Below are 22,899 nucleotides of genomic sequence, written 5' to 3' on the forward strand. Positions count from 1 at the left end.
CCCCTCAAGATGAGATTTCCCAGTATGTAAGACCCCTGAAAGACGATCAGGTTGATAGGTTCGAGGTGGAAGTGCAGCAATGCATGCAGCTGACGAATACTAATCGGTCGAGGGCTTATCCTACGAATATTCGCTCGGATGTTCAACTTCGGACAAAATCAGCTAAAACAAAACCTTCGCAAAGGTTCGTATCCAGTTTTCAGGGTGTGATCTTCACCTATATTGAATAAACACCCCACCTAGCAGTGGGTTTTTTATTGGCCTTTAGCTCAGCTGGTTAGAGCGCACCCCTGATAAGGGTGAGGTCGGTGGTTCGAGTCCACTAAGGCCAACCATTCCCTTTGGGGCCATAGCTCAGCTGGGAGAGCGCCTGCCTTGCAAGCAGGAGGTCAGCGGTTCGATCCCGCTTGGCTCCACCAAGCTATTTTAACCTATTCCCTGATAGCTCAGTTGGTAGAGCACTCGACTGTTAATCGAGTTGTCACAGGTTCGAGTCCTGTTCGGGGAGCCATTCATCTGGAGAGCTGTCCGAGTGGTCGAAGGAGCACGATTGGAAATCGTGTAGGCGCTAACCGCGTCTCGAGAGTTCGAATCTCTCGCTCTCCGCCAGATAGGGCCCGTTGGTCAAGTGGTTAAGACACCTCCCTTTCACGGAGGTAACAGGGGTTCGAGTCCCCTACGGGTCACCATTTATTTCCCCGGAGGCTTAGCTCAGCTGGGAGAGCATCTGCCTTACAAGCAGAGGGTCGGCGGTTCGATCCCGTCAGCCTCCACCATATATGTTTTACTTGTACTATCGCGGGGTGGAGCAGCTCGGTAGCTCGTCGGGCTCATAACCCGAAGGCCGCAGGTTCAAATCCTGCCCCCGCAACCAATTTTACTGCGGAGCCGTGGTGTAGTGGCCCAACATGCCTGCCTGTCACGCAGGAGACCGCGGGTTCGAATCCCGTCGGCTCCGCCATTTCTTCAAAAGTTCGGCTCGGTAGCTCAGTCGGTAGAGCAGAGGACTGAAAATCCTCGTGTCGGCGGTTCGATTCCGTCCCGAGCCACCATTTTTAAACTGCAAGTTCATATGCCGGTGTAGCTCAGTTGGTAGAGCAACTGACTTGTAATCAGTAGGTCGTGGGTTCGACTCCTATCGCCGGCACCATTATGGAGGATTAGTGAAGTGGCTAAACACGGCAGACTGTAAATCTGCTCTCCTTGAGTTCGGTGGTTCGAATCCATCATCCTCCACCATATTTTTTTCATGGCGATCGTGGCGAAGTGGTTAACGCACCGGTTTGTGGATCCGGCATTCGTGGGTTCAATTCCCATCGGTCGCCCCATTTTTAACTAAACCAAATGCTTCATGTTGGGGATTAGCCAAGCGGTAAGGCAACGGACTTTGACTCCGTCATCCCTAGGTTCGAATCCTAGATCCCCAGCCATTTATGAGCCATTAGCTCAGTTGGTAGAGCACCTGACTTTTAATCAGGGTGTCGTAGGTTCGAGTCCTACATGGCTCACTTTATCTTGTTACGCGGTCATGGCGGAATTGGCAGACGCGCTAGATTCAGGTTCTAGTGTCAGCAATGACGTGGAGGTTCGAGTCCTCTTGACCGCACCATCACCATCTGCGGAAGTGGCTCAGCGGTAGAGCATCGCCTTGCCAAGGCGAGGGTCGCGGGTTCGATTCCCGTCTTCCGCTCCATCATGGCGCCATAGCCAAGTGGTAAGGCAGAGCTCTGCAAAAGCTTCACCCCCAGTTCGAATCTGGGTGGCGCCTTGTATGTTTGTTTCACGAATCGCGGGATGTAGCTCAGCTTGGTAGAGCACCTGGTTTGGGACCAGGGGGTCGCATGTTCAAATCGTGTCATCCCGACCATATTTTCTGCGGGTGTAGTTCAATGGTAGAACTTTAGCCTTCCAAGCTAATAGCGTGGGTTCGATTCCCATCACCCGCTTACTTTTATAGAGAAAAACCTTTTGTTCCTTCGCGGATAAAAGGTTTTTTGTGTTTCGGCGGCGGTAAATAGCCGTTGTTGTTTTCCTTTCATCCTCCGGGACACGGTCGCTGCGGCGAGTGCTGTCTTTGCAATAGATAGAAAAAAGACACCGCAGAGGTGTCTTTTTCTAATTACTTGGCATTCACATCCGGCTGATGAATCCCAATGATATTGCCTTCGGTATCGATATAATACCCCTGCCAGGCCATGCCGGGCAGCGCGTATTTCGGTAACGCGATGGTGCCGCCGTGCTCTAGAATTTTCGCTTCAGTCGCATCGTAGTCGCCGACTCCCATTGTGCAGGCAAATCCATTCACGGGCTGCCCCGGTTGTGGGGCAGCACCATGGCGCTGCATCAAAGCACCGTTGATTCCCATGGCATCAGCATCGCCTGTCACGGCTCCAAAGTAAGGCATGCCGGCAAAGCTGCTGTAGTCCTCAAATGTCCAACCGAACACTTCTCCATAAAACTTCTTAGCGCGGTCCATGTCATCGACATGGATCTCGAAATGAATGACTCTTCCCATGATAACCTCCAATGATCTGGCTTCATTACTTGATTCTTGTAATAGGGTTTCCTTTCCTACTTGATCCATAACAAATTACAAAAAAAAATAAAACCCGATCCATGAAGATCGGGTTCCAGAGGTAGTTAGCTGCTATAGCTGCCATGTTTCTTCTTGTAATGTCCATGGCCATAATTGGAATGATGCGGCGGGTAATGGCCGCCTTTCTTATAATCGCTGCTGCTGTGATGCTGGTGGCCGTAATGACCGTGCGAGCCGTAATGCTTGCGGCCAAGCAGGGAGCTGATGAGGCGATTCAAAAGATGTCTCAACATACGTGTGGGACCTCCTATATGGAACTAATGTGGAAGCGTTTTAGACTTGTAAAATAATACGCAGCTCGATGAATCAGGTTTCGTTATAAATCACCCATTTGCAAATCGATTAGGAACCGAGTGGGGCACGCAGCCGTAAGTGAAAGCAGGGAGGGATGCGGATGTTAGGTGCATGGTGGCGGGAAAGGTGGCTCGGTTGGCTGGATTATCCGCTCCGGGAGGGTGCGGTTTGGGCAGACAGGTATCGAGTTGAGGAGCTCCTGGGAATGGGCAGCTATGGTCAAGCTTATCGCTGTACGGATTTGAGAAGCGGAGCCGTTGTGCTGATGAAGCGAGGCAAGCCGAGCAAACGAAGCTTGGCCCGCGAGATGCTGGAGCGAGAGAGCGAGATTCTTAAAGGACTCCATCATCCGCAAATTCCGCAGTGGCTGGATTATGCCGCGCATGGCAGAGAAATGGGGCTCGTCATGGAGCTGGTTGAGGGATATAGTCTAGAGCACGCTGTAATGGGAAGCGAGAAGATATATAGTCAGCAGGAAGCTTTGCTCGTTATTCGGCAATTGCTGCATCCGCTGCGGCATATGCATGAAGCCGGGTATGTTCATCGGGATGTGCGGATCCCGAATGTTCTGGTTAGCGGCGATAAGCTGGTTATTATCGACGTTGGCTTAGCTTGCCGAATAGGCGATGAGTCTGCTTATGAAAAGGAGGAGTGGGGCGGCGGATTTGCGGACAGCTGGGGAGCCGTGAAGCAGCGGATGCGTGTGCCGGAACCGACAAGCGACCTGTATGGACTCGGCCATCTGTTCTTGTTTCTCATGTATGCAGGTTACATGCCGCATGAAGGACAGGAGGAGCGAGGCTGGGAGGAAGAACTGAAGCTTGATCCCGCGGTACAAGACTTTGTACAAGGATTGCTGGAGAACAAATGGCAGTCGGCGGAAGCGTGCGAACAGGAACTAGAGCAGACATTGAAGTCGTTGGAAGGGTGAGCCAGCAGCGATTAAATACATGAACGAAATTGCTTAATCCTACCATTCCCTTCAATTGAGGGCCGGGTTAGGGTACAATCTATATATATTGGTTGAATTGTAAAGGGGTTTAGGTATGGATTTGCAAAAAGAAATGCTGCAGTTGAACGTGAATAATGCCATTAAAGGTTCGGTAAAGACCAGCTTGAAGGATATCCTCGGACAGCTGACCAAGGATCGGTTGAATTTCATTGCTGCCAATTGCGCGCTGTCAGGGCGCTCCAAGCTGAAGAAACAGGAGCTCGTAGATGCGCTATGCGATAGAATTACAAGTGTGTCGAAACTATATTCGGCTTTCCTTACAGCTGAGCCGCAAGAATGGGATCTTGTGAACCGGCTTCTCAAAGTACCGTACATTCAGGATAATGCGGTCTATGCCGATGCTTACTTGTTTTTGATGGATAAAGGGTTGATATTCAGCTTCCTCGAAGGGGACAAGTTGTTTTTTGTTATGCCGGAAGAAGTCAAAGCCGCGTACAACATGCTGGACAAGAACGCCTTCCAAAAACAACGCAATGCAAATCAACTGGTGCTGCGATACATGGAAGCGGCGGCTAACTTGTATGGAATTATCCCAATGACTAAGCTCATTGCGATTATTAATGACCAGAACGGTATTAACATAACGGAGGAGAAGCTCCTGGATATTCGTTTATCCGTCTCCGATAAGGTGCTGACTTGGGATATTCAGCGTGGATTCCTATTTAGCGACAGCCTGGATGGAGAAGACTTGGACGATTATGAAGCGTTCTTGGAGAGCGTGAAGGACAAGCCGTACTACATTCCCGCTAAGGAAGAACTGCTGCTATATGCGGATATTGATTATTTCGAGAAGACGCCTCAGCTGGAGGCATTGAAGACCTACATCATGCAGGAATTAGGCAAAGTGGAGAAGCTGGCGGAGGCGCTCGTGGACGATATCCAGCTCGCATGTGCGATGGAAGAGCCGCTTAGCGTCATTATGGAAGAGTTCGATCAGCGCAAAATTCGCTTGAACAAGAAGCAGCTAAAGGAAGTTACGCCGTTAATTATTAACGTGCATAACCATACGAGAATGTGGTCCAATCGCGGGTTTACACCTGATGAATTAAGTCCGAAACCGGCTCGGAATTCGAATGTGGTCCAGTTCCCGGCGGCATCCGCGAAAATCGGAAGAAACGAACCGTGCCCATGCGGCAGCGGGAAAAAACATAAGAAGTGCTGCCTGTAGGTTATGGAGATTCAACTCGAACGGCGAACGATTGACGTTCATGTCGCCTATGGGGCTGGTAAGAAGCTTTCCATCCAGATCGAGCCTTCGGGTTTCATTACGGTGAAGGCGCCTAACGGCACCAGCGACGAGATGATCATACGCGAAGTGAAACAGCATGGGCAAGCGATTGCGGCACAGCTCGATTGGATTGAGAAGTCTCGTGATGCGTTGTCGTTAAAGGAGTATCAAGAACAGGGCAAGTTCCTCCATCTGGGCAAATATTGTTCGTTGAGCGACTTAATCGATACAACGGCGGAGAACGAGGAAGAGCTTCGGCAGCGGCTGAAAAAGTTTTATTTTGCAAGCTGCAAGAAGGTTGTATCGGAACGTATTCCAGCCTTTCAGAAGCACCTGAAGGTGGCGCCAAAGTCGATCGAGATTGTAGAGTCCAGCACCAAATGGGGAAGCTGCAGCTCGAAGAAACAGCTTACGTTTAACTATCGTCTCGCCATGGCTCCGATCGAAGTCATCGACTATGTCATTATTCATGAGTTATGCCATCTTTCGCATATGAATCATGATCGGTCGTTCTGGCGACTGGTCGGGAGTGTCATGCCGGACTACAAAGAGAAGGAAGCGTATCTGGCGCGGTATGGGCAGGCTATGACGCTGTAGGATTTTACCGTCTTCGATAAAAATAAAACCACATCCTCCATGGGGGATGTGGTTTTTGTTGTATAAGGAATTACAGATTCCAAATGCGGTACAGAATAACCGCCGCTTCGGCGCGGGTGAGTGACGCGTGCGGTGCGAGGTTGCCGTTCTTGCCGTTAACAATTCCGGATTTGACCAGAGCGGCGGCGCTGTCCTGCGCATAGCCGGAAATCGTAGCGGCGTCGGCATATGCGTCCAGAGCCCCGCCGGTTCCAACCGGCTTGCCGGCAGCGGCCAGTGCACGTGCGGTCAGCACCATCATATCTTGGCGGGAGATCGTGCTGTCCGGTTGGAAGGTGTTATTTTCAAAACCGGTTGCGATTCCCAGTTCCTTAGCGATCAACAGCTCGTTGTAATAATAAGCGGATGGTTCGATATCGCCGAACATGGTGCCTTCTTTGCCCGTGCCATGCAGTTCAAGCGCTCTTACGAGAAGAGCTATAAAGTCTGCTCGCTTGATGGAAGCTGCCGGAGAGAAGTTGTTCGCAGTTGTTCCTTTGATAATGTCGTGCGACGCCATAGCATCTACGGCTTGTTTGGCCCAAGGCACTTGCGCCAGGTCACCGAAGGTCCTGAATACGGAGCCTACCGCATAGGTGCTGAAGTGAGACGTTTGGAAAACAACCGTTTGGCTTGCCGCATCATAGCGAGCATTCGGAACCTGTGTCGCGATACCTTTGCCGTCGATGTACCAAATGACGATATGATCCGGATTGCTAAGCTCTTCCGCTGTTGGCTTGTAAGGGATCGCAACCGACACAGGCGCGGCGGGATTGCTCCATGCAAGGACATTGCTGCCCGCTACTAAGCTCAGTTCGATAACCGGACGGTTGCCGATCAACTCGCGGTTTGCGGCGTTCAAACTGTCTGGTGCGGGTTTGCCGACACGGATCGATACTTGCTCGGCTTTGTCTGTCACGCCAGACAGCATGTTGCTTGGAATTTGAATCGTTGCATTCTCGGTCTTCACCGAAAGGACGAAGGCCTCTTGACCTTTCAGACTTTGCGCAGGCAGCTGCACTTCATACGACGACGCGTTCGCTTGCTTCGGCAGCTCGATGACGACTTGTTTCTCGCCGTTAGCTGCCGGAGCGGCCAGCTCCAGCGCCTTCTTCAAGTTGTCGCCGGAAATCGTGCCGATGGCGCGTCCGTTGTCCGTCTTCATCTCGGGATGAATCGAAACGACGCCGTTCCGGTTCTGGACGCTGCCTGTTTGCAGGACGACATTGCTGCCACCGCTCGGATAGGTCGCAGCAGTGGTAAGCGTAAGTACTCCGTAAACGGACGTGTCCATATAGCCGTTGCCGGTTGTATCGTTCCAGGCGGTAACGCTTTGGCGGGCACCGTCTTTCGCGTCATTAATCTGTACGTCAAAACCGAGCTTCTTGCCGTCAACCGGCGTCACCGATGTCAACGGGATTTTCACTTCAACCGTGTAGTTGGTTCCGGATACCTTCGTTGCGGATTCGAAACCCGCTGCAAGGCTGATCGGATTGAACGATGTCTCATTGTCAAAGTTTACTCTGTACTGACCGTCATCATCTTGATAGAACGATGTCTTCGCATTGTTTTGATCCACGAAAATTTCGACGGAATCTTGCTCATAGTTGTTCACGCTTGCTTTGTCGAGCTGCGCGTCGCTAACCTGTACCAATACATACAGATTCTGCTCATCCCAGAGCGCTTTGGCAACTCCGCTCGCTCCTTGCCAAGCCGTCTGATACCGGTTGATCGGGATTTCCGGGGTCTGGCCCCAAATCGCGTCAACAGTGCCGTCGACTAGCGGCGTAGCGAATTTAGCCGCAGCTTGGTTGGCTTCCGCCAGTTCAGGCTGATGTTCCTCCATGAATGCAGCCGGATCGCTTACGCCGTAATATGCCGGTTTGGCCTGCAGGTTCTTATCGAACAACAGCGGGTTGGAAGCGGCTCTCCAGCTCGTATTGTCATCCATGCCCCAGAAGGTAACGCGTACGATCGCTGCAGCATGGGCTTGGAAGATTTCGAACAGCTGCGCGTAGAGATAGCCTTGAGCATTGGCAAGCGGCTCGGAAAGCTGATAATTGCTTCCGGCCTGAATATCGAGCTCCGTAACGCTGATTTCTACGCCTAATGAAATGAACTTCTCCAAGGACAGTTCGACATTGTCCGGGTTCGTGTTCACGCCGTAGTGCGCCTGCATCCCGACGCCATCGATCAGCAGCTTGCCGGGGTGCGTCAGCGCATAGCGATCATTGATTTCTTTGACCATGTTGTAGATGGCCAGCGCTTTGTTCTGATTATCTTCGTTGTAATCATTGTAATAGAGCTTGATGTCCCAAGCCGGATGCGCGTCCAGTACTTCTCTTGCTGCCAAGAACGCCTGCTCTACATAGTCCGTTCCGATCGCATTACTCCACGGTGTTTGGCGAAGTGATGCCTTCCAGTCTGCCGGATTGGAGGGGTTATCGTTCATCGCTTCGTTGACGACATCCCATGAAATCACCTTGCTGCCGAAATGCTCCATGACCGTTTGGATATGGGTCTTCAAATTCGCGAGCGCTTCTTCGCGGCCCAGTGGAATCGTGTTGTTATCGCCATCCTTAGTCGTATTCAGCCACGCAGGCGATTGCTGATGCCATACCAGCACATGCCCGTGCATCTGCATCCCTTCAGCCAGCACTTTATCGACAAGCGCATCGGCCGCGGTAAAGGTGAAATTGCCCTTCGTAGGCTGAAGCGCGTCAGGCTTCATCGCGTTTCCTGCTGTGACGACGTTGAAATGCTGCTTCAGCAGCTCGAGTCTAACGCCATCCAGATCCTCCGCCGAGATCGCGTTGCCGATTAGAAAATCGTCTTGGTAAGTGTCCTTAATCGGAGGCAGATCCTTCTGGATGGAAATCGGGCCGGATCCCGTGCTTTCAAAGCTGATGTCATCGATATAGAAAGAAGCCGTTTTGTTAGAAGAGCTCTCTATATAGATGGTTAAGAACTCGCTGCTTACATTGTTGTATCGGTAGGTGCCTTCATACTTCACCCAGCCGTCGCTTGCGCTGATTGTTTTGCCTGCAAGCTGAACATAGTTGGCACTGCTTCCTTGACCAACCTGCGTAGAGAGCTGGAGCTGCGAGCTTGCGGGAGAGATCAGCTTCACCCAGGCCGTAATTTTATATTCGGAGCCCTTATCTACATACTTCTCCACGCGCAAGGTCGGTCCGTGCCACGAATCTGTTCGACCTTCCACTTTCAAAGCATAGGAACCTTCTTCGGAATGATTGGCCTCATTGGTGACGGTCAGCGTTTCCGTACCTGCGCGGCCTTCAAAGCCGCCTGCAGCTTGATCCTCAAAAGTAACGGTGTTGAAATCCAAAGCCGGAGGCCGCGGTTCTTCTACTTCCGGCTCTTCCGGGGTCGTATTCGCTTTCTGAGTAATGAGAATATCGCCAACGTAGAACGGAACGGTTTTACCGGTTTCGTTCGATTGAACACGCAGGCTTGCATCCTTGCTCGTATCCACCGTAAACTCTTTCGTCAATGTGAAAGCGGCACCGGCGACTAAGTTAGCGCCAGCCAAGAAGCCGTAGCTGTTAACCGTCTGCAAATAGGCTTGCGAGCCGTCAGGCACAACCGTATCCGGGTCGACATACCCCTGAACGGTTACGGAGTAGGTTTTACCGTTCTCCAGCCCAATTTCGCTGAATTTAAAATCTACCGCGTCCCAAGTATTCGCTCTGTTGCTTACGGACAGAGCGGCACCGTCGGCGTTGCCGTCGAAGACTTTGCCGTTCACTTGCGTCAAGCTCGCGCCTCCGGATTGCGTAGCAGCGCCTTTACCGCTTGCAAAAGCTTCGTGGTATACCGTTTCGACGTCTGTCGCAGGTTTCTCCGCTGTGATGAGCACGTCACCGACGTAGAACGGCACGGCTTTGCCGGTTTCGTTCGATTGAACACGCAGGCTTGCATCTTTGCTTGTATCTACCGTAAACTCTTTCGTCAGCGTGAATGCGGCACCGGCGGCTAAGTTAGCGCCAGCCAAGAAGCCGTAGCTGTTAACCGACTGCAAATAGGCTTGCGCGCCGTCAGGCACAACCGTATCCGGGTCCACATAACCTTGCACGGTTACGGTGTAGGTTTTGCCGTTTTCCAGGCCGATGTCGCTGAATTTAAAATCTGCCGCATCCCAGGTGTTTGCTCTGTTGCTAACGGATAGAGCTGTCCCGTCGGCGTTACCGTCAAACACTTTGCCTGTAACCTGCGTCAAGCTCGCGCCGCCGGATTGCACAGCAGCACCTTTGCCGGCGGCAAAGTCTTCGTGATAAACAACGGTCGTCTCTGCCGCCGCGGCTTGCACAGCTGGAGCCGAGAGGCAGGAAGGAATAAGCAGCGCTGCGGCCAGCAAGAGCGAGAGTACTTGTTTGATTGTTCCGGTCATTTATTGCATCCCCCTGCGAAATCAATTTGGCGAATATAAATGAAGCGCTTACAATGGGAAGTGGATGGAGCCTCCTTTCCGTGCTTAAGCTTGATTATAGCCTGTGTTAAAAGCATGGTTTACCAGAAGAAGTAAACAATCTATTGTACTAATTAAATATTAGAGCCGATTTGATGTAGTATAGAAGATAATGTAAGACTTCGAAGGAGGAGCATGGGATGGGAATCTTATCGAGGTTCAGAGACGTGATGAAAGCCAATATGCATGGTTTGCAAAGCCATGCGGATGACCCGGAGAAGACCATAAAGGCGTATATGCAAAGCTTACATAGCGATCTGGGCCAAGTGAAGGCGGAGACGGAGGCGGTACTGCTCGAGGAGAGCAGGGCTAAGCGGGATTTGGACGCATGCAATGCCGAGATTAAGAAGCTGCAGCGTTATGCGGAGAAGTCCGCGGAGTCCGATGAGGAGGAGAACGCGCTCCAATTTCTGGCTCTCAAATCGAAGCAGACCGAGAAATTTGCGGAGCTGGAGGCCATGTTCACCCGAGCTTCGGCGAAGGCGACGATGATGACGCATATGCAGGATAAGCTTGTGTCCGACCTGGCACAGCTGGAGGCGCGGCATGCAGAGCTGAAAGGGAAGATGGCCGATGCCCATGCGCAGCAGCGAGCCGGCAGCGAAGCGGGCGCTGCTTTCAGCGCGATGGAAGAGAAAGCCAATCAGGCGATGAACGAAGCGATGGCTCTTGCCGAGGTTAGAGCCGGCGCACAGGAAGATGATCTGGATGTATTGATCGCCGAGCTCGAGAAGAATGCAACAGCGGGTACGACTGCAGCTACTGTAACGGCATCACCTGAAGATGAGCTTGCAGCAATCAAGGAAAGATTAAAGTCGAGGTGAGCCAAGTGGCGGCGGTTATCGAGTATAAGTGTCCCAATTGCGGCAGCGGCATGGCGTTCGATGCAGGCACAGGTACGCTGTCTTGCCCCAGCTGCGGACGACAGGATCAGGTTGACCAAATCCCGGATCCGCTGAAGCAGCAGGCGTTACCGTTAGAGGATGTGAAGGAGTATCACTGTAACGGCTGCGGAGCGGTCATCGTCACCGATCAGGAGACTAGCGCAACGACATGCAGCTTTTGCGGATCTGCCGTGGTGCTGAGCGATCGGTTGTCGGGGGATTTTGCCCCGGCGATGCTCATTCCCTTCACGATCTCGAAGGAAGCGGCGATGAAGGCGTTCAAGAAGTGGTGCAGAAACGGCTTGCTTACGCCAAAAGGGTTCATGACAGCGGATCGAATCGCAGGGATGACAGGGATGTACGTCCCCTTCTGGCTCTATGACTTGAACAACGGGATTGAGGTTCACGGCCAGGGAACGAGGGTTAGAATCTATACACAAGGCGATTATAGGTATACAGAGACGCAGCATTTTAATATCTATCGGAAGATTCGGCTGAACTATGTGAGGCTGCCGATTGATGCATCGGAAAAAATGAATGATGAGCTGATGGATAAGCTGGAGCCTTTTCCTTATGATCAGTTGAAAGCATTCAAGACACCGTATCTGGCCGGCTATAGGGCGGAGAAATACAGCTATAATGACGAGCAGTTATTCCCGCGGGCTAAGGAGAAAACGAGCTCGTACATCGATGCTTATATTTCTTCAACGGTACAAGGGTATTCGAGCGTGATGTACACCGATAAGCAGATCGACACAACAGTGAAACAGGCGGATTATGTGCTGCTTCCCGTATGGATGATCAGGTACAACTATAATCGGACGGAGTATACGTTCGCGATGAATGGCCAGACCGGGAAGGTCGTAGGCAAACCTCCGATCAGCAAGGCGAAAGTAACGGCTTGGTTCGCAGGTGTTTCTGCCTTTTCATTCGTGGGGTTAAAGATCGTTTCCTGGTTGATGGGAGGCGGGTTCCTATGAGAAAACGGCCGAAGGCTCGGCTAGTGCCAGTCCTGTTCGCGATTGGTTTAATGGCCTTCATAATGATACTCGTCTTGCCCAAAGCAGCGGCGGCGGCAACGGAGAGCAAGAAACTCATCTATGATCAAGCGCATCTGCTCAGCGAGCAAGAACAAGTTGAACTGAACGCGCTGGCGAACGAATACGGGGCTGACAGAGAAACGGACATCATCATCCTGACATCCGATAATACGGAGAACCGGGATGTGCAGCTGATGACGGAGGATTTCTACGACGATCAAGCGCCCGGGTACGATAAGCCGCACGGTAATGCTGTTATTTTGACCATGGATATGAACAATCGCCAGGTTTATTTGGCGGGCTTTGGCCAAACGGAAATCGAGCTCGACAGCGGCAGGCTGGATAAGATCCGAAACGCGATTTCGCCGGATCTAACGCAAGGTGATTACGTGCAGGCATTCACGAGCTATATCAAAATTTCGCACAAGTATATGGGCTTCAAGCCCGGCGTAAATCCCGATAATATCCTGTTTACCATCTGGTTTCAGCTGGGAGCTGCCCTAGTCATTGGAGGGATTGTTGTCGGCGTGATGGTGTATCGTTCAGGCGGCCGCATTACAGTGACTCGGGCGACTTATGAAGATGCAAGCACCTCCGGCGTATTGGAACATGCGGATCAGTTCATTCGGACGACGGTGACCAAAAGCAGAATTCCGAAGAATAAAGGCCGCGGTTCAGGCGGCGGTGGCGGCGGGACCAGCAGCGGCGGTCATTCCCATAGCGGAAGCAGAGGGTCTTTCTAGCAGCGAAAGAAACCATATGGATTATAGAAGGGATGGGAAACGAATGGGTCTTTTCGGGAATCAGTTCTCAAACGTTGTGGAGTGGGAAGAGTTCAGGGAGGATATGATTTTCTGGAAGTGGAACAACCGGGAGATTAAGAAGGGGAGCAAGCTCATTATTCGCGCCGGCCAAGATGCTGTTTTTCTGAATAACGGCAAGGTCGAGGGGATATTCAAGGATGAAGGCTCCTTCCAGATCGATTCGGACATCATTCCCTTCTTATCTACGCTGAAAGGGTTCAAGTTCGGTTTCAACAGCGGCATGAGGGTAGAGGTTCTCTTCGTGAATACGAAGGAGTTTACCGTGCGATGGGGCACCCAGAACCCGGTATTGATCAAGGCTCCGCAGCTTCCGGGCGGGATGCCGATTCGCGCCAACGGGACGTTTATTTTCAAAGTGAGCGACTACATGGCGCTGATCGATAAGATTGCCGGGGTCAGACAAGATTACTTGGTCGAGGATGTCAAAATCCGAATTACTGCCGTACTGGATCAGCTGTTGATGAAGTGGATCAGCCGAGAGGGCAAGGATATGTTTAATCTGCAGGCGAATGCATCGGACATTGCGAACGGGATCCGCGAAGATCTGGATATGCAGCTGATGGATATCGGGATCGCGATCACGGGCTTCCAAGTCATGAGCTTCAATTATCCGCAAGACATTCAAGATATGATTACGAAGACGGCCTCGCATGAGATGATCGGCAATCTGCAGAAGTATCAGCAGGTGAGCATGACCGATGGCATTTCTTCGGGTAAAGTGCAGGGCGGCGGCGCTGCTGCGGACATGGCCGGCATGATGATGGGCATGAATATGGCGGGTGAAATGCTGAAAAATATGAACCAAAACCAGAATCGGCAGGCCGGGGCAGATAAGAGCGCGGACACAGCAGCGGTGCCTTCGTCCGCGGGAGGCAGCAAGAAGCCGAACTTCTGTCCGAATTGCGGGACCAAGAACGAAGGGGCCAACTTCTGCCCGAATTGCGGCCAGAAACTGGGCTAGGATAAACCGGTATAATTTAGATCATTTGTCCTAGAAAAAACAGGGATTTGATGGAAGATGTCGAAAAGGGATAGGTAATCCTACCCTACTCTAATGTGATTTGTTTCGAGGATGGTTACACTCGGATTGGAAAGCGGAGATCGACAATGAAGTATGCCGGTAGAATCGCGATTACGACTGTTGTTGTGGCGATGGTAGTGATGGCTCGGATTTATGGGAGCGTGTATTACAATTACCCACTCTTCCAATTACCTTATCTTGGTTTGCCTGCGGTAGTGATTTGTTGGTGGTTGGGCAGCCAATATGACAAGGTCCGATTTTACGCGGAGAAGGATGTATTGACCGAACTCTATAACAGGAGATTCGTTCTTCAGCAATTCCCGCGGCTTCTGGCGCGAATGGACAAAAGAAACGAAAGCTTGCGCGTGTATCTCATTGACGTCGATAATTTTAAACGGATTAATGACACGTACGGACACGATATGGGAGACCAAGTGCTCCAAGCGATTGCAACGATCTTATCGTCACATACAACCAATAAGGAAATCATCGCTCGCTGGGCAGGGGATGAGTTCCTTATCATCTCTCCCTCTTCAGATGAAGACACACGAGGCGGGGAGGCCTTGATGGTCCAAATTACGGACACGCTGAAGATCTTATCTAAAGCGTACCATATGGATGTTTCGGTATCTATCGGTACCTCCGTGTATCCGAATGATGCGCAAGACTTGGACGATTTACTTAATGCAGCAGATCGTCAAATGTATGATATGAAGTCAAGGCAGCGTAATGCCACATTCGCATGAGGATGTGGTTTTTTTCTGTTCGTTCACGCGCTGAATATTCTGAAGAAAAATAATAGTTAGAATTGCGAAAAAATGTATTGAATGATAAAGCGCTTTCATTTACACTGATGCTATCAGACAGGCAGAGTGTATGCTTGGAAGATATGGAAGAGAATTGAATACGAGTTGGAGGCTTGTTAAACCAAAAGGAGGCTATTGAAAATGGCGGCAGGGAAACAGAAAAAAATGTTATTCGGTGCAGTCGCGGGTGTAATGCTTGTAGGCGTTATGGCAGGCTGTAACGACAACGGCGGCGGGTCAGGGAAGAAAGTCACGCTGCGGATGATCGAGAGCTTAACCAGCCCGGCCCGAACAACGGTTTTGAATGAAATGCTTTCCAAGTTCGAAGCAGCCAATCCGAACATTAAAGTGGAATTGATTTCGCCTCCTTTTGATCAAGCCGACAACAAAATCAAAACCATTCTCGGGGCTAAGCAGGATCTTGACGTATTGGAAGTACGGGACTCCACTATTTCCGAATTCTCCAATAACGGCTATCTTGAACCGCTTAATGACTACGTGAAAGACTGGTCCGATTATGCGACCGAAGTCGATGTAGCCAAATCGGTGGCTTCGCTTAACGACAAGCTGTACTTTATTACGAACGGCATGTATCAACGCCAGATGTTCTATCGCAAAGACTGGTTCCAAGAGAAGGGCATTCAGCCGCCGACGAATTATGAAGAGATGGTAGCGGCCGCGATCAAGCTAACGGACGCAAGCAAAAACCGATATGGGTTCTCGTTCCGCGGAGGAGCAGGTGCTAACGGCGTTCCGGATACGATGATTCTTAACTACAACTTTGATAATATCGATCATGATGATTCGATGTTCCTGAAAGACGGCAAGTCGATGTACTCCACTCCGGAAGCGAAGAAAGCACTTGAGCTGTATGTGAAGCTTTACAATGAAGGTTCTCCGAAAGATTCGATCAACTGGGGCTACCAAGAGCAGGTTCAAGCGTTCACATCGGGAGTCACCGGTATCCTGCTGCAAGACCCTGACGCGATTCCGGCATTAATGGAGAAAATGGATGTCAACACCATCGGTACAGCTCCGATGCCGAGAGGGCCAAGCGGTAAGGCGTTTACGGCAACCGGCGGCGCAGGATGGGGGATCACCAGTTACTCGAAGAACAAGGATGCGGCCTTTAAGCTGATCTCCTTCCTGTCGAGCCCGGAACAAAATACGTATTTTGCTCAAAAGACGGCACTGATTCCTATTCATACCACGGCCAGTGAAGACGCATTCTTCCAAACGGATATGTATAAGTCGCTGCTTGAAATGTCCAGCAAGCCGGACGAATTCGTGAACCTGAAGGCAAACACGAAATATCCGGGTATTGGCCAATGGGGCCAAATTGCAATGGAAAGCGGTCAATCCATGCTGCTCGGCAAAGTATCGCTTGATGATACCTTGAAGCAATGGGATCAGTTCTGGGCGGAGCAAAGAGCAAATTTGAAATAATGGATGCACAAGGAACGATGGGTGACGAGCGGTCACCCATCGTTACCACTTAACTCTTAAAAGGTGGTGCGATTCATGAAAGATGATCAGCCTTCCATCATCGGGCGAGTGCAGGCAAGCTACCGCAATTCGCCGCGTGGCTTCATCTTTTTCAGTTTGTTACCCACAGTGGTCCTAATGCTTGTTTTTACCTACTACCCTTTCCTCCGCGGTATTGTGATGGCGTTTCAAAACTATCAGCTCTTCGATCTGACCAACGTTCATTTCATCGGCTTTGACAACTTCAAGCATATGTTTGAAGACGCTAAATTTAAACATGCCTCGATTAACAGCATCTATTGGGTGTTCATCTCCCTTATTTTACAATTTACGATCGGTTTAACCGTCGCGCTGCTATTGAACAAACGGTTCCGTGGACGGGGAATTTTTCAAGGGTTTGTTTTTTATCCATGGGCATTGTCCGGATTTCTGATTGGCCTAATTTGGAAATGGATGTTCAACTCACAGATTGGGGTCATCAACGACTTGCTGCTCCGAACCGGAATCATTCATGAGCGTATCGGCTTCTTGTCGGATCCGAATTGGGCGATGACTTCGGTCATTGTTGCGAATATATGGTATGGCATCGCCTTTTTTGCAATCATGCTGCTGGCCGCTCTGCAATCCGTGCCTTCAGAGCTCTACGAAGCGGGAAGTATGGACGGTGCTAATGGTGCGCGCAAGCTGATAAACATTACAATGCCTTATATTATGCCGACTGTTATTACGACTACGCTGCTGCGCGCAATTTGGATTTTCAATGATCCATCGATTATTTATGGGCTGACGAACGGTGGACCGGCCGGCTCCACGCATATTTTGTCCTCCCTGATGCTGGATAAAATCATGTACGGCGGCGATTATGGTGCAGCTTCCGCAATCGGCATCCTCATGATCGGCATTCTCATGCTCTATACGATCTTCTATCTAACCGTGACGAGATCTGAGAAAATGGGGGACTTTTAATATGAAGCGGCTCCTGTCGAAAGGGTTGAAGGTCGTCTTCTTGACGATCTATTTAATGGTGATGGTGTTTCCGCTCTATTGGATTGTGATCACATCCCTGAAGCCGCAGAAAGAAATCTTCTCCTTCCCGTTGAAATACTGGCCTGATCATTTGAGCTTTCAAAACTACATCAACATTATTAAAATTTCCAAGTTTCACATCTACATTGCCAACAGCATGCTGATTTCCCTAAGTGCAGCCGCGGTTGTTGTCTGCATTGCGATTCTGAGCGCATACGTGCTGGCCCGTTTCAAATTTCGCAGCCACAAACATATCATGCTGGGTTTCTTTCTGACACAGATGCTTCCCGGCTTCGTGGCGCTTGCCCCGCTGTACTTGTTAATGTCACGTTTGGATTTAATTAATACGCGATCTTCGCTCATTTTGATGTATACCGTCGGCTTGATCCCCTTTTCTACCATATTGCTTAAAGGGTTTTTCGAACGGATTCCATCCAGTCTGGAAGAGGCTGCGATGATTGACGGCTGCTCTCGATTATCGGCACTGATACGCGTCATTATGCCGGTCATGCTCAATGGGATTGCGGCAACCTTTATTTTTGCCTTTGTGCAGAACTGGAACGAATTGTTTATGGCGGTCCTGTTTATCGATGACGAATCGTTGAAGACGCTGCCTGTGGCCATGAATTCATTCGTCATGAAGTTCGATGTGGATTGGGGCGCGATGTCGGCCGGGACCGTGCTGTCCGTCATGCCGACCATTGTTTTGTTCGCCGTTGCGCAGCGCTTTATCGTCGAAGGTTTGACGCAGGGGGCTGTTAAGGGATAACGATCCGAGTGATGGAAGGAGGCGTGTAACGGATGTCCGAGAAGAAAGACCGGGAATGGCAATACACCTTGACGGCACATGATGCCGTCGATGAACGACATCACGGATCGATCAATATGCCGATCTATCAAACAAGTCTATTCGCCTTTGAGTCGTACGAAAAATTTCAAGAGGCTGCGAAGCATTCACAGACCCATCATGTTTACTCACGAGGGAATAACCCGACCGTGCGGTATTTAGAGGACAAATTAGCCGAACTGGAACATGCGGAAATGGCAAAGTGCTTCGCATCGGGGATGGCTGCGATTTCGGCCGCGATCCTCTCGGCGGTAAAGACCGGCGACCACATCGTTTGCGTGGATCAGGCATACGGACCGACACGAGCTTTCGTGACGCAGTACTTGATGCGCTTCGGCATTGAATCTACGCTGGTGGACGGAAGCTCGCCGGATAACATTCGTGCAGCGCTTCGCCCGGAAACGAAGCTGATCTATTTGGAAAGCCCAACCTCGATGCTGTTCCAGCTGCAGGACCTTACGGCCTGCGCGGAGCTGGCCCGCAGCCACGGCATCGTAACGATTATGGATAATTCCTGGGCTACCCCTGTTTTCCAGAATCCATTGGAGTTTGGTATCGACCTTGTCGTGCACTCCGTTACAAAGTACATATCCGGGCAAAGCGACAGCGTTGCCGGTGTTGTGCTCGGATCGGCGCGGCTTGTCAGTCGGATTGCGGAGGATGAATATATGCTGCTTGGCGGCATCATGACGGCGCATACGGCTGCCCTGATCACCCGCTGCTTGCGTACGCTGCCGCTTCGGATGGAGCGGCATGAGCGCAGCGCATTGAAGGTTGCGGCTCATTTGGCGAGTCAGCCTTACGTGCTGCGAGTCAATCATCCCGCGCTGCCTGCCTATCCGCAATATGAGCTGGGAATGAAGCAAATGAATGGCACGAGCGGATTGTTCTCGTTCGAATCTGCCGAGTCGCCGGAGAAGATGCGGCAATGGGCGGGACAGCTGAAGCTGTTCAAAATCGGAGTCAGCTGGGGCGGCTTCGAATCGCTTGTCACCGTCAATCCGGCCTTCGCCGGTTGTGCGGCAGAGGCTCGCAGCCTGATCCGTTTGCATATCGGATTGGAGAGCGCCGACGATTTGATCCGCGACTTGGATCAGACCTGGGCGCAGGTTTGCGATTTACAGCTATAGCAGCATTAACGGGATAGGATTCGTATATGCGAGGAGGGATTCGATGTGGCTAAGATCCAACGGCAATTGATGCCTGAGCTGGTTTCGCAGGAGATTCAAAATTATATTGAAGAGAAAGGGCTTCAAGAAGGAGATAAGCTTCCCTCGGCCGAGGCTATGGCGCAGATGTTCGGCGTCGGCCGCTCTTCACTCCGCGAAGCGCTGCGCTATCTGGAAGCGCTTGATGTCCTCACCGTCGCCAACGGAAAGGGGATCTATGTTCGCGATGTGGGCACTTATCGTTTTGCAGGTAAAATCAAAATCGAAAATGAGAAGCGATTTCTGCTTTCGATATTAGATGTGCGTCGGGCTCTGGAAGGCAAAGCGGTGGAATTGGCAGCTAAACGAATTACGCAGGCTCAAATTGATGAGCTGACGGCCTGTTTGAATGAATACAGCCGGCTGAAGGAATTGGGGAAACCGACCTCGCAAATCGACTTGGCGTTCCACCGGGGCGTTATGAGTGCGGCGTCCAATCCGATATTGGCCAGCGTGCTGGAGTCCATATCTGCCCTGTACGAGAAGTTCTTCAATGAACCGCTGGGCGAGCAAAAGTTGTTCGACGAAACATACGAGTTCCATCACACCATGTTCGCTGCGATCGCGGTTCATGACCCGGAGCAGGCGCTGGTTGAATTCAACAAGCTTATGGATTGCATCGAGAATATTATTAAAGCTTATTGATGTGAAAGCGATGAGTGGGAAAGCTCAAATCAAAGGTGATGTGGAACAGAAGTAAAGTCATGATTAGGGGGCGAAGCAGATGGCAGCTACTCCAAGCATTCTAGAGTGGACCTTGGTATCGGAGTGTCCGATACCGCAGGATGTCCATGCACTGCTTGTGACGGGAGAAATAGCGGTTACGGCTTACAAAACCTTCCGCGACACCGCTATTTTCACCAACAAAAGGTTGATTGTCAGAGATGTGCAGGGTCTCACAGGCAAGAAGATCGAAATCTACTCGCTCCCTTATTCCTCGATTAATATGTGGTCCACGGAGAACGCCGGCGGGTTCCTCGACATCAATGCGGAAGTGGAGCTGTGGACACGGGCGGGCCATATCAAAGTGAAGCTGCAAAAGGGCGTAGATATTCGCAAGTTTGATATGTTAATCGCGAACGCGCTGTTGAAAGACTAAACGTATCGCATTTGGCTGTGACAGGAGGGAGTGCCGGATCGGGTGCTCTCTTTGTTATGTTTCGCAAGCTGCCCGTGATTATTGAATTCGTAGCGATGCGAAAAAAGGGATTGGTTGGGGTTGCCCGAAATAAGTTCATAGATCCATACATCGATGCCATATATTCTACTTATAGCCATAAACCAAGTCCTGGGGGGTAATGGAATGGGGATGCTGATTATTGCTGTGCTGATGGGTGCGTGTGCTGCGGGGTTGATTTTGTTCCGCAGAAATACGATTCCCGTCGATCTTCCTAATAATCCCCCCTTGCAGCAGCGGAAGCTGTCCGTCATTATCCCGGCAAGGAATGAAGAGGGCAATTTGCCGCATCTGCTGCGTTCGCTTCGAGCCCAGACTTTAGAAAAAATCGAAATCATCGTCGTGGACGATCATTCCGAGGATCAGACGAAAGCGATTGCCGAGAGTTACGGAGTCAAAGTCATTGCGAGCCCCGAGCTGCCCTTGGGATGGACAGGTAAGAACTGGGCCGTCTGGAACGGTTACTTGCAGAGCACCGGCGAGTTGATCGCCTTCCTGGATGCCGATGTCCGGCTCGCACCGGGTGCGCTTCAAGCGCTCATTGCGGCGCGAGAGCAGGTTGGCGGGACGATCTCGGTCGTACCGTATCACCAGGCGGAGAAGCTCTATGAGAAATTAGCGATGATTCCGAACCTCTTGGGCTTGTTTGCTTTTACATCACCTATGGAACGGACGAATGCGACAAAAGGGTTATACGGGTCCTGTATCCTCACGACCAGAACGCATTATGACAAGGTGCAAGGACATGAGGCAGTAAAAGGTGAGCTGCTGGATGACTTGAATCTGGGCGCTAAGTTTATGGAAGCGGGCATTCCCGTCATGAACTACATCGGATACGATAAGGTATCCTTCCGCATGTATCCCGGCGGCATACGCAGCGAGATCGAAGGCTTCAGCAAAGGGGCTGTGCTCAGTACAAGCAAGCTCAGTTTGCGTACTACGCTGCTCGTGGCGGTGTGGTTGATTGGATTGATTTTGGTGGAGGCGACCCCGTTCTTTCTTGGCACCTCGTGGGGAATCCCGCTTGCGCTGGGGTACGTTCTTTATACCGTGCAAATTTATTATTTTATCCACTATACAGGCCGATTCGGCAAGTGGCTGCCGGCCGTTCATTTCTTGAGCACGGTATTTTTTCTGATGATCATGCTGTATTCCGTTTATCAGGTTGTTTTCTTTGGACGAGTGGCTTGGAAAGGTCGCAGCATTGATGTCGGAGCTCGGAGAAAATGATGATCATTCTATGGACGGCCCTATCTTACCTATCCGGATCGCTGATGTTCTCTTATTGGCTTGGCTTGATGGCAAAGCATAATTTAAAAGAGCATGGCGATGGCAACCCCGGAGCGCTGAATCTGTGGAGAGCGGCTGGTTATACGTACGGTTTGACGGGAATCGCGCTTGATTTTCTGAAAGGGTACATCCCGTTATTCTGGCTTGTACAGACTAACGCGGTGACAGGCGCGGGGATCATTCTTCCGGCTGTCGCGGCGATTCTCGGCCACATCTTCTCGCCTTTCTTGCGCTTGCGGGGAGGCAAGGCGATTGCCGTTTCATTCGGCGTCTGGAGCGGGCTGACGGGCTTCGCGGCGTCGCTTGCTTATGCCATTATTCTGGCAGTGCTGCTATTGTCCGGCCGACTGCTAAGCAGAGGAAAGCCGTCCACCTCGGAAGCGGATGCCTTTCAGGTCGTGCTTGGCATGCTGTTGCTGGTAATCTTCCTTTTCATTGCGAGGTATTCCGGCGCAGTCCTTCTGCTCGGCATGATCAATTTTCTCTTGTTGGTGTATTCCCATCGAAGAGAGCTGCGCGTTGTCGTTCTCAAACGATCGGACTGATTGCCCGGCTGCGCATCGCCTTTCATTTCCTGTTTCTGGTTTAGGAATAAGTCCGATTTCGTGGTATAATGAAATATTGGATGAAACAGAAACGTGAGGTTACCTTATATGCAGGGGTTTAACGACTGGAATTTAAAAGTGAAGGAAACGTTCAATGCAACGAGCAACGAAGTTGTATTAACGGTTACGGAAGCCGGCAGTTTGCTGGGCCTCTCCAAGGATCATATGAAGGTTTACGTAGAGAAACATAAACTAACCAAGGTTCCGATCATGCGGAGCGTTCATCGCTACTTGCTCCTCAAGAGCGAAATCGATGAAATAGTCGCGCAGAAATAAGATTGAACCGGTCACTATATAGGCTCCATGAAAAGGTTTCTTTCGCTAATTAAGCGATAGTGTGGTATAGTTTGATTCACGTATTGGATATGAGACTTAATGTCACATACTGAAAAGGTGCGATGTTGCCTGCTTCGGTATGTGACTTTTTTTATGAA

The 22,899-nt window shown here is 50.9% G+C and carries 20 protein-coding genes, 19 tRNA genes and 1 rRNA gene; 37 read left to right on the forward strand and 3 right to left on the reverse strand.

The window, feature by feature from the left end:
- From I8J30_RS21355 to I8J30_RS21450, 20 genes are all read left to right on the forward strand, one after another.
- Window positions 1–123, forward strand: a 23S ribosomal RNA gene (locus I8J30_RS21355); the annotation flags it as partial.
- Between the two features lie 135 nt (window positions 124–258).
- Window positions 259–335, forward strand: a tRNA-Ile gene (locus I8J30_RS21360).
- An 8-nt stretch (window positions 336–343) separates the two neighbouring features.
- Window positions 344–419 (forward strand) — tRNA-Ala (locus I8J30_RS21365).
- A 16-nt stretch (window positions 420–435) separates the two neighbouring features.
- Window positions 436–511, forward strand: a tRNA-Asn gene (locus I8J30_RS21370).
- Between the two features lie 7 nt (window positions 512–518).
- Window positions 519–609 (forward strand) — tRNA-Ser (locus I8J30_RS21375).
- A 5-nt stretch (window positions 610–614) separates the two neighbouring features.
- Window positions 615–689, forward strand: a tRNA-Glu gene (locus tag I8J30_RS21380).
- 11 nt (window positions 690–700) lie between these two features.
- Window positions 701–776, forward strand: a tRNA-Val gene (locus I8J30_RS21385).
- Window positions 777–797: 21 nt separating this feature from the next.
- Window positions 798–874, forward strand: a tRNA-Met gene (locus I8J30_RS21390).
- Between the two features lie 10 nt (window positions 875–884).
- Window positions 885–961, forward strand: a tRNA-Asp gene (locus I8J30_RS21395).
- 15 nt (window positions 962–976) lie between these two features.
- Window positions 977–1,052 (forward strand) — tRNA-Phe (locus I8J30_RS21400).
- 22 nt (window positions 1,053–1,074) lie between these two features.
- Window positions 1,075–1,150 (forward strand) — tRNA-Thr (locus I8J30_RS21405).
- Window positions 1,151–1,154: 4 nt separating this feature from the next.
- Window positions 1,155–1,239 (forward strand) — tRNA-Tyr (locus tag I8J30_RS21410).
- A 13-nt stretch (window positions 1,240–1,252) separates the two neighbouring features.
- Window positions 1,253–1,328 (forward strand) — tRNA-His (locus tag I8J30_RS21415).
- Window positions 1,329–1,355: 27 nt separating this feature from the next.
- A tRNA-Gln gene (locus I8J30_RS21420) sits at window positions 1,356–1,430 on the forward strand.
- A gap of 5 nt (window positions 1,431–1,435) precedes the next feature.
- Window positions 1,436–1,508, forward strand: a tRNA-Lys gene (locus I8J30_RS21425).
- A 14-nt stretch (window positions 1,509–1,522) separates the two neighbouring features.
- Window positions 1,523–1,609 (forward strand) — tRNA-Leu (locus I8J30_RS21430).
- A 9-nt stretch (window positions 1,610–1,618) separates the two neighbouring features.
- A tRNA-Gly gene (locus tag I8J30_RS21435) sits at window positions 1,619–1,693 on the forward strand.
- A gap of 4 nt (window positions 1,694–1,697) precedes the next feature.
- Window positions 1,698–1,768 (forward strand) — tRNA-Cys (locus I8J30_RS21440).
- 22 nt (window positions 1,769–1,790) lie between these two features.
- Window positions 1,791–1,867 (forward strand) — tRNA-Pro (locus I8J30_RS21445).
- Window positions 1,868–1,875: 8 nt separating this feature from the next.
- A tRNA-Gly gene (locus tag I8J30_RS21450) sits at window positions 1,876–1,946 on the forward strand.
- 173 nt (window positions 1,947–2,119) lie between these two features.
- Here the strand turns inward: I8J30_RS21450 and I8J30_RS21455 are convergent.
- Both I8J30_RS21455 and I8J30_RS21460 read right to left on the reverse strand, forming a co-directional pair.
- Window positions 2,120–2,515, reverse strand: a complete 396-nt coding sequence (locus I8J30_RS21455) for a VOC family protein (RefSeq protein ID WP_210661583.1) — start codon at window positions 2,513–2,515, stop codon at window positions 2,120–2,122.
- Between the two features lie 125 nt (window positions 2,516–2,640).
- Window positions 2,641–2,829 (reverse strand): hypothetical protein, encoded by a 189-nt coding sequence (locus tag I8J30_RS21460; RefSeq protein ID WP_210661585.1) that lies wholly within the window; start codon window positions 2,827–2,829, stop codon window positions 2,641–2,643.
- Window positions 2,830–2,990: 161 nt separating this feature from the next.
- Between I8J30_RS21460 and I8J30_RS21465 the strand changes: the two genes are divergently transcribed.
- The 3 genes from I8J30_RS21465 (at window position 2,991) to I8J30_RS21475 (ending at window position 5,727) form a co-directional block, all read left to right on the forward strand.
- The gene (locus I8J30_RS21465) at window positions 2,991–3,821 is read left to right on the forward strand and encodes a serine/threonine protein kinase (RefSeq protein WP_240548269.1); all 831 of its coding nucleotides are present in this window, start codon (window positions 2,991–2,993) and stop codon (window positions 3,819–3,821) included.
- A gap of 115 nt (window positions 3,822–3,936) precedes the next feature.
- Window positions 3,937–5,070 carry a YecA family protein gene (locus tag I8J30_RS21470; protein ID WP_210661589.1) on the forward strand — a complete coding sequence of 378 codons (1,134 nt, stop codon included), beginning with the start codon at window positions 3,937–3,939 and terminating at the stop codon, window positions 5,068–5,070.
- Window positions 5,071–5,073: 3 nt separating this feature from the next.
- Complete coding sequence (locus I8J30_RS21475) at window positions 5,074–5,727, forward strand: M48 family metallopeptidase (protein ID WP_210661591.1); 654 nt, start codon at window positions 5,074–5,076, stop codon at window positions 5,725–5,727.
- 70 nt (window positions 5,728–5,797) lie between these two features.
- Here the strand turns inward: I8J30_RS21475 and I8J30_RS21480 are convergent, their stop codons facing one another.
- On the reverse strand, window positions 5,798–10,174 hold the full coding sequence (locus I8J30_RS21480) for an endo-1,4-beta-xylanase (RefSeq protein ID WP_210661593.1): 4,377 nt from the start codon (window positions 10,172–10,174) through the stop codon (window positions 5,798–5,800).
- Window positions 10,175–10,392: 218 nt separating this feature from the next.
- Between I8J30_RS21480 and I8J30_RS21485 the strand changes: the two genes are divergently transcribed.
- The 14 genes from I8J30_RS21485 (at window position 10,393) to I8J30_RS21550 (ending at window position 22,741) form a co-directional block, all read left to right on the forward strand.
- A complete protein-coding gene (locus I8J30_RS21485) occupies window positions 10,393–11,076 on the forward strand; it encodes a PspA/IM30 family protein (RefSeq protein ID WP_210661594.1) in 684 nt (227 codons plus the stop codon).
- Window positions 11,073–12,116: a TFIIB-type zinc ribbon-containing protein gene (locus I8J30_RS21490; protein ID WP_338044912.1), complete on the forward strand. Its 1,044-nt coding sequence runs from the start codon at window positions 11,073–11,075 to the stop codon at window positions 12,114–12,116. Before I8J30_RS21485 ends, I8J30_RS21490 begins: the two co-directional genes overlap by 4 nt.
- Window positions 12,113–12,919, forward strand: coding sequence for a TPM domain-containing protein (locus I8J30_RS21495; protein ID WP_210661596.1), 807 nt, complete (start codon window positions 12,113–12,115; stop codon window positions 12,917–12,919). The genes I8J30_RS21490 and I8J30_RS21495 overlap by 4 nt, the downstream gene beginning before the upstream one ends.
- Before the next feature lie 43 nt (window positions 12,920–12,962).
- Complete coding sequence (locus I8J30_RS21500; protein ID WP_210661598.1) at window positions 12,963–13,961, forward strand: SPFH domain-containing protein; 999 nt, start codon at window positions 12,963–12,965, stop codon at window positions 13,959–13,961.
- 146 nt (window positions 13,962–14,107) lie between these two features.
- Window positions 14,108–14,767: a GGDEF domain-containing protein gene (locus tag I8J30_RS21505; protein WP_210661601.1), complete on the forward strand. Its 660-nt coding sequence runs from the start codon at window positions 14,108–14,110 to the stop codon at window positions 14,765–14,767.
- Window positions 14,768–14,968: 201 nt separating this feature from the next.
- The gene (locus tag I8J30_RS21510; protein WP_210661603.1) at window positions 14,969–16,273 is read left to right on the forward strand and encodes an ABC transporter substrate-binding protein; all 1,305 of its coding nucleotides are present in this window, start codon (window positions 14,969–14,971) and stop codon (window positions 16,271–16,273) included.
- 75 nt (window positions 16,274–16,348) lie between these two features.
- Complete coding sequence (locus I8J30_RS21515) at window positions 16,349–17,278, forward strand: carbohydrate ABC transporter permease (RefSeq protein WP_210661605.1); 930 nt, start codon at window positions 16,349–16,351, stop codon at window positions 17,276–17,278.
- 1 nt (window position 17,279) lies between these two features.
- Window positions 17,280–18,107 (forward strand): carbohydrate ABC transporter permease, encoded by an 828-nt coding sequence (locus I8J30_RS21520; RefSeq protein ID WP_210661606.1) that lies wholly within the window; start codon window positions 17,280–17,282, stop codon window positions 18,105–18,107.
- A 32-nt stretch (window positions 18,108–18,139) separates the two neighbouring features.
- On the forward strand, window positions 18,140–19,315 hold the full coding sequence (locus I8J30_RS21525) for a trans-sulfuration enzyme family protein (protein ID WP_210661607.1): 1,176 nt from the start codon (window positions 18,140–18,142) through the stop codon (window positions 19,313–19,315).
- A gap of 45 nt (window positions 19,316–19,360) precedes the next feature.
- Window positions 19,361–20,038: a FadR/GntR family transcriptional regulator gene (locus I8J30_RS21530; RefSeq protein ID WP_338044913.1), complete on the forward strand. Its 678-nt coding sequence runs from the start codon at window positions 19,361–19,363 to the stop codon at window positions 20,036–20,038.
- 79 nt (window positions 20,039–20,117) lie between these two features.
- Window positions 20,118–20,492 carry a PH domain-containing protein gene (locus I8J30_RS21535; RefSeq protein ID WP_210661608.1) on the forward strand — a complete coding sequence of 125 codons (375 nt, stop codon included), beginning with the start codon at window positions 20,118–20,120 and terminating at the stop codon, window positions 20,490–20,492.
- Between the two features lie 204 nt (window positions 20,493–20,696).
- The gene (locus I8J30_RS21540) at window positions 20,697–21,800 is read left to right on the forward strand and encodes a glycosyltransferase family 2 protein (RefSeq protein ID WP_210661609.1); all 1,104 of its coding nucleotides are present in this window, start codon (window positions 20,697–20,699) and stop codon (window positions 21,798–21,800) included.
- Window positions 21,797–22,405 (forward strand): glycerol-3-phosphate acyltransferase, encoded by a 609-nt coding sequence (locus I8J30_RS21545; RefSeq protein ID WP_240548270.1) that lies wholly within the window; start codon window positions 21,797–21,799, stop codon window positions 22,403–22,405. Before I8J30_RS21540 ends, I8J30_RS21545 begins: the two co-directional genes overlap by 4 nt.
- A gap of 108 nt (window positions 22,406–22,513) precedes the next feature.
- On the forward strand, window positions 22,514–22,741 hold the full coding sequence (locus I8J30_RS21550) for a MerR family transcriptional regulator (protein WP_091224597.1): 228 nt from the start codon (window positions 22,514–22,516) through the stop codon (window positions 22,739–22,741).
- The last annotated feature ends 158 nt before the right edge of the window (window positions 22,742–22,899 follow it).

Origin of the sequence: Paenibacillus lignilyticus (assembly GCF_017942085.1) — a bacterium.
In the GTDB taxonomy this organism is placed as follows: Bacteria; Bacillota; Bacilli; order Paenibacillales; family Paenibacillaceae; genus Paenibacillus_Z; species Paenibacillus_Z lignilyticus.